Annotated in this window: 1 protein-coding gene; it reads left to right on the top strand. The window is 75.8% G+C overall.

Going from position 1 to position 1287, the window contains the following annotated elements; translation table 11 throughout:
• Positions 1-301 precede the first annotated feature (301 nt).
• The gene (locus tag N912_RS0148280; RefSeq protein ID WP_028928029.1) at positions 302-1165 is read left to right on the top strand and encodes a hypothetical protein; all 864 of its coding nucleotides are present in this window, start codon (positions 302-304) and stop codon (positions 1163-1165) included.
• Positions 1166-1287: the final 122 nt, after the last annotated feature.

Genomic DNA, 1287 nt, shown 5'->3' with positions numbered 1-1287 from the left:
GTGCGCACCTGCTCGGCGGTGAGGCCACCGACAGGGATCAGCGACTCCGTCATCGGGCGCCGCCTCCCTTCCGATCTGGGGGTTCGCGGCTGTCCGGTACCCGCTTCGGTATGCACTGTGCCGCCGGCGGACGGGCGGCGAACAGGGCAGAACGGCCCCTGTCCGGGGCGGAACGTCACGTCCCGACGGCCTTGGCCGATCCCGTCGGTCCCCCGGTACACCGGCTGGGATGTGACTACCGGCCGGTGGTTGGGGACTTGTGGCCGTGGGGCCGGCGCCGCCGGGGGCGCACGATCGGGGGATGGTGAGCGCGATGCCGGAGGCGTCGTCCGTCGATGCCTCGGCGCTGAGTCCCGGTGCCCGTGCGGTGGTCACGAGGGCGGTCGCGGCGGCGCCGCTGTTGGGCGGCGCCGCACCGCGTGGCGTCCAGGTGGTCCACGGCGCGTTCGAGCTGTGGGCCGACGTTCGGCGGTGGCGACCCGCGAGCGAGGCGGGGGACCGGGGGCCGCGGCTGGCCGGCGGGGCCGCCCTGTTCAACCTGCGGCTCGCCGTCGCCGCGCTCGGGCGCCGCCCGGTGACCGTGCTGCTGCCCTTCCCGGAGCGGCCCGAGGTGCTCGCGGTGGTGCGGATGGCGGAGCGGACGGCGCCACCCCCGGGGTGGGCGAGGCTGTACGAGGTTCTGACGGCCCTCGGCGGGCGGCGAGCGTGCCCGGGCTGGCCGGCGTCGACGGCGCCGAGGCTGGCCCTGCGCCGCGCCGCCGAGCTGGAAGGCGGCTGGCTGACCATGCTCGACGCGAGCGCACCGGACGACCGGCTTCGTGAGCTCATCGAACGGCGCTGCGCGCGGTGGCCGGACCTCGCGGTCGGTGCGCCCGTGGACCGGGAGCGGCGCGGTGGCACGATCGGCGTGCTGAGCTCGTTCCATGACCTGCCGGTCGGCCAGATCCGCGCGGGAGAGGCGTTGCGGCGCGTCGCGCTCACGGCCGCCGCGTACGGATTGTGCACGTCGTTCGCGCCGGCCTCACTGGTCAACCCGGCGATGCGCGCCGCCCTCGGTCGCCGCCTCGGCCACCAGCTCTGTCCTCAGGTCGTGCTGCGCATCGGCTCACCGTCCGGCGACGCCGGTCCGAGCGGGCTGGTCGATGACCGGGCAGCTCGCGTGTAGGACGCGGTACGGACCCCCGTCCGGCCGGGTGACCGCCGGGCCGGTTCGTGCCAAGGTCGGGACCGTGACAGGTCGCGATCACTTCGCCGGCCCGGCGGTGGAGCCGGTGAGCCAGACGTTGT

This window comes from Actinospineispora acaciae DSM 45401 (genome assembly GCF_000620785.1).
Taxonomy (GTDB): Bacteria; Actinomycetota; Actinomycetes; order Mycobacteriales; family Pseudonocardiaceae; genus Pseudonocardia; species Pseudonocardia acaciae.
This window is presented reverse-complemented; position numbering and strand designations above follow the sequence as displayed.